Here is a 7,476-nt window from a genome sequence, read left to right on the forward strand (position 1 = left end):
GGACCGTGCCGCCGGAGAACCGCGCGCCGCCGAAGTCGACCGCGCCGCCGGAGAACTCCGCGTGGCCGAAGTCGACCGCGCCGCCGGAGAACTGCGCGGAACGGAAGGAGACCGTGCTCCCGGGGCCGAAGAGCGCTCCGGAGAAGTCGCCGCCGTCGAAGACGACACCGGTGAAGTCGAAGTCGTAGCCCTGCCAGGAGACGTGCGTCTCCTCGGGGCCGACCGCGGTGCGGTCGCGGATGAGGCGGATGATGGTGTGCCGCACCTCGCGCAGTGCCAGGTAGGCGTGCCGGGCGGCCAGGTCGTCCGGCGGCAGGTCGGTCTCGGCGGTGTAGGGCAGCCGCAGATACGCGCACAGCACGTCGATACAGGTCTGTCGCAGCAGGTCGGTGGGCGCGTCGTCGGCGAGTCCGGCCAGCGCGTGCACCCCGCCCAGGCGCACCGCGGCGGACTCGCTGCCCAGCTGGGAGACGGCGGTGGTGAAGCGCTCGGTGTGCAGCCGGGTGGCTTCCCGCAGCGCACCGTCCTCATCCACCCGCTGGCGGCGGTAGGCCACCACCAGGGCGACCAGCGCCCCGGCCCCGGCCACCACCCCGAAGGAGAGCTTCACCAGGTCGAAGAGGGTCTTGGAGCTGAGCCGCCGCTCCGGTTTCAGCTCCCGGGCGCCGAGCAGATCCCACCCGGCAAGGAACACTCCGGCGGCAACCATGACCGCGAGGGCGAAGGTTGCGGCCAGCACCAGGCCGACCGGCCACAGGCGCAGGCCCTGCCGCCGCTCTCGGCGACGTATCAGATGAGGGGGCACACCCCGCAGGATCACCCAGGACATCCGCCGGCCGCAGGTCTCCGCCACATCCCGTCTGCGCCAAGGGCGGCGAAGCCTCCGGGGGCCTGGCATACGCTGCGCCAGTGCGCCAGCACCAGTCGCCGCCGACATCGAGCGTCGGGGGCATTTGCACGGCCAGGACGTCCCAAGCAGCCGACAGCGATCCCTTCGTTGCGGGTGAGCCACCAGGCGAGCGGATATGCCCTGCGTCGGCATCCAGCAGCGCCGTCGGACCGCTCTCCCGCACCACCGCGATCTTCGGCCCGGGATTGGCGACCCCTCACGCCAGATGGTCCAGCCATCCGGCAACAGCCGCAGCCCGTGCGTGACGGGCAGGGGTCGGGGCAATCGCGTCAGTGTCCGCCGTCGGGGCGGGCGTCGCGCATCAGGCGGCGCAGACTGTCGAGGGTCTTGTCCTCCTGCGCCGACAAGGACGCGACGTACGCGTCGGCCAGTTGGAAGACGTGCGAGCCCTCCAGCTCCGTCAGCGTCCGGCGCAGGGCGGCGGCCCGGGCATCCGACGGCGGGTGATCGGAGACGATCTTCTCCTTGCCGATCTCCACCACCTCGTCCCGGACACGGTTGAGCAGGTGGTCGACGGCGAAGAACAGGAAGGCCCCCTGCACCGTGATGTGCTTCCCGAACGACAGAGCGCTCAACTGACCGTCGTACTCCTGGGCCTTCAGGGAGAGCAGCATCCCGATCTCGTCCGCTTCGAACTCCTGCGCATGGCTTTTGCGGAGCCAGTCGGTTCCGGTCCGGCGTCGGCCGGAGCCGTTCAGATGACCGGCCAGGAAGTGCCCGTACTCGTGGGCGACCGCGAAGTCCGTGGCCGCGCCCGCGGCCAGATAACTCATCACTCCCCGCGCGGTGGTGTCCACCTGCTGCTTGCCGCCGCTCATGGGGTCCGTGTGCAGGACGTAGGTGGCCAGCGAGTTCGCCAGGTTCTCGTCCGCGTGGTCTCTGCGCCGCCGCATGGCCCGGGTGGCCCGCTGCGGCCGGATGCTGCCGTTCTCGTCGCGCTCGGCGATCAGGATGCGCGTGCCGAGCGCCAGCGCGACCTCGACCAGCAGATAGTCCAGCCCGGAGTTGATGAGGAGCAGCGTTCCGCTGCGCACCGAGCATGCCTGCGCGTTGAACGACTGGTGGGGGTACTCGCCGACGTACACCGGCCCCGGGAGCTCGAACCCCAGCGCGTGGACGGCCCGCTCGATGCGCTCCGCCGTGCCGGCGTAGCGCTCCGGCAGCTCGTCCTCGACCTCTTCGAGCGGCCCGTGCAGGTGCTCGTGCTCGGCCAGCAGGTTCTTGTCGCCGTAGTCGGCCGCCGCCTGTTCCCCCTGCCGCCGGATCCGGTCCCAGAGCAGGGCGCGTTCCTCGGATGAGACGACACGCGGCTGGGTGAGGTGGTCGATGCCCTGGGCGCGCAGGAGTTGACGGTACTCCTCGATCAGCGCCGCGCGTGCCCGGTTCATCCCTGCCTCTGTTGCCATACGTCGTCCTGCCCTTCCGCCGGTGCGCCGCGCACCGTCAGCGCGAAGTCCTGTGGTCCGAAGATGAGTTCCGAGATGGCGGTGACCTCGATGGCGTAGTCGCCGGGCTCCGCCGCGTCGACGCGGACGACCTGCACGTTGTTGGCCGTGTCGGCGGTCGTGTAGGTGGTCCGGCGTCGTTCGTTGCCGAGCCAGCGCCGACCGCTCGGCCGGTGTACGACGACCAGGCTCAGCGCGTGCTGGATGCCCCGGCCGGGAGGGTCGGTCCAGGTCAGACAGACGCGCAGCGGCCCCGCAGCGGTGCGGCGCAGCGGCAGCCGGGCCGTCTGGCCGAGGTGGTCCAGGGGCGGGCAAGGGGAGCCGTCGGCCCAGGTGTCCACGTACAGGTCGGGCAGCGCGGCGGTGAGGTCCAGCATGCCGAAGCCCTGATGGCCGTTGGGCGGGTGCGGATGGCCGGCGCGCGCGTCGGGGCCGCCGAGCCAGCGCGTGCCGTTGACGAGTGTCGCCTTGAGCAGGGCGGCACTTGGGGTGTGGGCGTTCGTGGTGAACCATTCCCTCACCAGCGCGGCCGATCCGGCGACGAGCGGGGCGGCCATGCTGGTGCCGCCCATGACCGCGTAGTGGTCGTCCCAGCCGTGCCAGAAGGGCGAGTCCGGGGCGAGTGCGGAGCGGGCGGAGACGATGCACGTGCCCGGCGCCACCAGGTCGGGCTTGATCCGGTCGTGTTCCTGGCACGGTCCCCGACTGCTGAACGCCGCCAGTGCCTCCGGGTCCCCGCCGAGCCGTTCGTCGCCGATCGGCGCGTCCGGGAAGGCCGCCGGCGACCACTCGCGCCAGGTCAGGTCCGGGACGCGGCGGGTGCTGCGGCTCGCGCCGACGGTCAGTGCGTTCTTGGCGGTGGCCGGGGCGTTCACCGAGAACAGGTCGACGAAGCCGCGCGGGACATGCTGGGGCCCGGCTGCCCGGCCGTCGTTGCCTGCGGCGACGACGACGAGCATGTCCGGGTGCTCGGTGACGAATTCGTCGATCTCCAGCGAGCTCATGCGGTAGACGGAGTCGGCGGCGGCGCCCCAGCTGTTGTTGTGGATGCGGGCGCCCGCCTCGTATGCCTCGGCGAGCAGGTCGTTGAGATCGACTGGCAGGCCGGTGAGCCGGCCCGCGCCGTCCATGACGGACTGGAAGAACACGGAGGCACCGGGCGCCGCGCCGCGGAACGTGCCACCCGAGGCGGAACCGTCGCCGGCGAGTGTCCCCGCCACATGAGTGCCGTGACCGTGGGGATCGCTCCCGTCGCCCCGGCGGCCCCGGGCCACCACCTCGATCAGGCGGCTCTTCAGGTCCGGGTGTCGGCTGTCCACGCCGGAGTCGGCGACCCCGACGATCTGGCCGTGTCCCGTAAGCCCGCCCAGGCCCGGAGCGGCACGCAGCCCGACTATGTGCTGGGCATGGTCGTTGAGCAGCGTCGGCGGCACGTACAGGTCGACCGCCGCCACGTCCTGGCGCCGGGCGAGCTCCACGAGGCCGGGCTCGCCGAACCGGCACCGGAAGCGGACCTTGCGCCGTCCGGCGCCGTCCTCGGGCCAGCCCTTCCGAGACAGCCAGGCCCGGATCTCGGGCAGGTCGCGCGAGCGGTGGGCCAGCACCTCGTAGCGCACCGGCAGCGCGCCGGGAGGCGGTCCGCCCGATGACACCACGTTGCCGGGGTCCGCCGTGTCACTGACCCGGTACGGCCGCAGATCCCGTACGAAGTCCAGCGCCGCGACCTCGGCGGCTCGCCCGCCGGGCAACCGGACCACGTAGGTGTGGTCCGCGACCCGTTCCAGGACAGTGGCGTCGAGTCGGTCGCGCCAGTCGGGCGGTGGCACCGCGGTGGTGCGCAGGATGACGGTCTCGCCGTAGCCGGGCAGTTCGGCCTGGGGTGGCAGGGCGTCCAGGTCGGGCAGGTCGAAGGCGCCGAGTAAGGCGTGCCGGGCCGGAAGGGCGAGTGACAGGGACTCTTCGGCGCTGCCCGCGGTCACCGTGTGGAGGACCAGGCCGAACCGTTGCAGCGCGGGCAGGTTCTCCTCGGGCGTGTCGCCGGAGACGATGTCCTCACGCACGGTCGCGTTGTCCAGGAGGGCGAACACGGCGTCACGGTCGCCACCGCCGGCGAGATGTCCCACCACGGAGATGACACTCATCCGCGGCCACCTCCTACCGGTTCCTGCGGAAGAACCGTCGGGGGGAGGCCGGGAGGGTGCCCAGCCGCCCCCGGGCGCGCGTGGCCGCTTCCGGGACCGCCGACTTCGCTGCGATCTTGTAGAAGTGGCGGGCCTTCGCCGGGTCGCCGGCCTGCTCCCAGTACCAGCCGAGGTTGTACGCGGCGAATGCCTTGCCCTCCTCGCCCTCGGCCGCCGCGTAGGCGAACTCCCACAGCGACCTGGCCTTCCCGTGGTGGCCCGCCTCGTCCTCCAGCGTGCCGAGATTGACCGCTGCCTTGGCGGCGAAGGTCGGGACGCCGAGGTCCACCGCCGTCCGGTAGGCCCTGCGCGCGCCGGTGATGTCACCGAGTTCCTTGAGGACGCTGCCGAGCTGATCCGCCGCCCCGGACCGGATCACCGGGTCCGCCGCGGTGCGGTCGACGGCGTCGCGGAACGCCGCCTTCGCCTTCGTGGGTTCGCCCTGCTTCACCCGGGTGAGCCCGAGGTACAAGGAGGCGCCGGCAGCGTGGGTCGGGTCCTCGAGCGACTGCGCCGCGCGTTCCAGCCACAGCGCGGCTCGGTCCAAGTCGCCCTGCTCATAGGCCGCGTACCCGAACTGGAAACCCGAGATCTCCGTGAACGCCCTGCTGAGCGCCTCGTACTCCTCCTTGCGCTCCTTCTCGGCCTGGCCGTACATGCGGCCGCGCAATGCCTGGGCGAACGTGCCGCTTCCGGGCGGCGGCAGCGATGCGGTGTCGGCGAACCCCGCGAAGCTCGAAGGCAGCCGGTTGGCCTCTCCCCAGGGGAAGGAGCCGTCCTTGAACGCCTGGTAGTCCTCGTCGAGGAGGATGATCTGGAGGTCCTCCTCCCGCGTCTGTGCGCCGCACACCGGGCAGCGGGCGCCGACGCAACTTCTCCAGCATGCTTCGTACTCGTCGTTGCCCATGACCAGCTGACGGTTCACGCAATGACCGCAACGGTGTGAGATGACAAAGACGTTCATCGGCCTCCCCCGCACGAAGCCCTGGGCCCCTGGACATATCGAAGCGAGGGCGATCCGCCTTGCGGCCCGACGATCCCTTGGGGCCCCAACTCGGCCTGCTCGACTGCCAATTCATCGGCGTCGGCCATAGTAGCGACGGCAGCCTTGATCGTTCCCGGCCTCTGTCAACGGCGCAACCCGGCACCGGTGTTCGAACGCCCTCCCACGCCCCGCCGTCGCAATCCCCGGGCCGTCGGCGCTCTGCGTATAGCGTGAGGTTCCGAACCACTGAGATCACGAATCACGCACCACCGCAGGGGGCTATCGGTGCTTCTCAACCCGAGCCCGGACCGGACGGAACAGAACCCGGCGCCGGACCTGCTCGTGGTCCAGCACACACCGTCCGGCGGCCCCGACCTCATGGGCGGCTGGCTGCGGGAAGCCGACCTGCGCCTGGAAGTGGTCCGTGCCCACCTCGGCGAACCGCTGCCCGACGCGTTGGGAGACCGGGCACTGCTCGTCCTCGGCGGCGGCTTCCTTCCCTGGGACGACGAGCGGGCGCCCTGGCTGCCCGCCGTCCGCCACCTCATCGGTCAGGCTCTCCGGCAGGGCACCCCGATGCTGGGGATCTGTCTCGGCGCGCAGCTGCTCGCCCATGTGGCGGGCGGCACCGTGATGAGCCGGTACGGCACACCGGAATTCGGGAGTGTGCCGATCCGGCGGCGCGCCGACGCGCGCGACGATCCGCTCTTCGGCTCGCTGCCGACGGTGACCCCGGCCATCGAACGCCACGTGGACGCCATTACCGAGCTCCCGCCCGGGGCGCTGTGGCTGGCGGAGAGCGACCGGTGTCCGTACCAGGGTTTCCGTGTGGGAAAGGCCGCCTGGGGTGTGCAGTTCCATCCGGAGGTGGCAGCCGCCCGGGTCCGCAGCTGGGACCGGGAAGGGCTGCGTATGCAGGGCCTCGACCCGGACCTGCTGTATGCCCGGGCGAAAGCCGACGAGCCGGCCGCGGCAACCGCCTGGCAGGCGTTCACGCACCGCTTCGCCGGGATCGCCCGGGGTTGACGGAGCCATCAGGCACGAGCTGGATCCCGGCCCGCGTCAGGCGGTGTGCAACCTCAGCCCGTATCGCCCGAGGATCTCGTTCACCGGCTGGTACCACGTCTCGCCGCCGCTGCTGCAGTTGCCCCAGCCGCCGGATGTGACGCCCTGGGCCTGGTCGCCGCTGATGAACGAGCCGCCCGAGTCGCCGCCTTGGGCGCACACGCTGGTCTTGGTCAGCTGGTGCACGACGGTGCCGTCCGAGTAGTTGACCGTCTCGTTCTTGGCGAGGAGGCGGCCGCAGTGCCATTTCGTGGTGGACCCGGAACGGCAGATCGACGCGCCGACCGGCGCCTCGGCCGAGCCGCGCACCAACTGGTCGGGGATGGTGCCCCAGCCGAGCACGACCGGCACGGTCCACCAGCCGTGCCCGATGGACACGTACGCGTAGTCGTCGCCGGGGAACGAGGAGCCCTGGAACGTGCCCATGGCGGAGCCGTCCCAGCCGCGCACCGAGGCGCCCGCGCGCCCGCAGTGTCCGGCCGTGACGAAGCCGCCGTGCACCGAGAAGCCGATGGAACACCGGACGTTGCCGGTGTAGTAGGGGTCGCCGCCCACGGTCCCGGCGGCGAACGTGCGCGGGCCCTCGGGAACCGTCGCGACCCGCACGGGCGCGGTGGCCCGCGCGCTCCGCAGGAAGCTGCTGACATCGTTGTCGTCGAGGTGTCCGGCGACCACGTCGACCACGACGCGGTTGGCCTTCGGGTCGACGTGCCAACTGGCCACGTCGGCGGGCGCGTCGAGCTTGTCGAGGCGCGCCTTGGCCGCGTCCAGCGCGGCGGCACTGTGCCGGACGAGCCGGACGTCGGCGCCGGTCTCGCGCACGTCCGCGGCGGCCTGCCGCCGCGTGACGGCGACGGTGAGCCGGCCGCGCTCGGCGTCGAACCAGGCGCC

General features: G+C 71.8%; 5 protein-coding genes and 1 pseudogene. 1 reads left to right on the forward strand and 5 read right to left on the reverse strand.

All coding sequences use genetic code 11. From position 1 onward, the window contains the following. The 4 genes and pseudogenes from STRAU_RS29150 to STRAU_RS29165 all read right to left on the reverse strand — a co-directional run. Positions 1 to 805, reverse strand: a pseudogene (locus STRAU_RS29150) (pentapeptide repeat-containing protein); the annotation flags it as partial. A 374-nt stretch (positions 806 to 1,179) separates the two neighbouring features. Next, positions 1,180 to 2,316, reverse strand: a complete 1,137-nt coding sequence (locus STRAU_RS29155; RefSeq protein ID WP_158692150.1) for a M48 family metalloprotease — start codon at positions 2,314 to 2,316, stop codon at positions 1,180 to 1,182. Next, entirely contained in the window at positions 2,295 to 4,496 is a 2,202-nt protein-coding gene (locus STRAU_RS39280; protein ID WP_016644011.1) for a S8 family serine peptidase, read from the reverse strand. Before STRAU_RS39280 ends, STRAU_RS29155 begins: the two co-directional genes overlap by 22 nt. 13 nt (positions 4,497 to 4,509) lie before the next feature. Next, a complete protein-coding gene (locus STRAU_RS29165) occupies positions 4,510 to 5,460 on the reverse strand; it encodes a tetratricopeptide repeat protein (RefSeq protein ID WP_016644012.1) in 951 nt (316 codons plus the stop codon). A gap of 438 nt (positions 5,461 to 5,898) precedes the next feature. Here STRAU_RS29165 and STRAU_RS29170 point away from each other — a divergent pair, with 438 nt between their 5' ends. Next, positions 5,899 to 6,546, forward strand: a complete 648-nt coding sequence (locus STRAU_RS29170) for a type 1 glutamine amidotransferase (protein ID WP_203227478.1) — start codon at positions 5,899 to 5,901, stop codon at positions 6,544 to 6,546. A gap of 36 nt (positions 6,547 to 6,582) precedes the next feature. On the opposite strand, the gene STRAU_RS29175 is transcribed toward STRAU_RS29170, so the two are convergent. Further along, a partial coding sequence (locus tag STRAU_RS29175) for a S1 family peptidase (RefSeq protein WP_037662671.1) occupies positions 6,583 to 7,476 on the reverse strand: 894 nt, incomplete at its 5' end.

Source organism: Streptomyces aurantiacus JA 4570 (assembly GCF_000414115.1).
Taxonomy (GTDB): Bacteria; Actinomycetota; Actinomycetes; order Streptomycetales; family Streptomycetaceae; genus Streptomyces; species Streptomyces aurantiacus_A.

Bases quoted from the DNA above. Each gene is read 5' to 3' on its own strand.
- STRAU_RS29155 (WP_158692150.1), bottom strand. From the start codon at position 2,316: ATGGCAACAGAGGCAGGGATGAACCGGGCACGCGCGGCGCTGATCGAG.
- STRAU_RS39280 (WP_016644011.1), bottom strand. From the start codon at position 4,496: ATGAGTGTCATCTCCGTGGTGGGACATCTCGCCGGCGGTGGCGACCGT.
- STRAU_RS29170 (WP_203227478.1), top strand. From the start codon at position 5,899: ATGGGCGGCTGGCTGCGGGAAGCCGACCTGCGCCTGGAAGTGGTCCGT.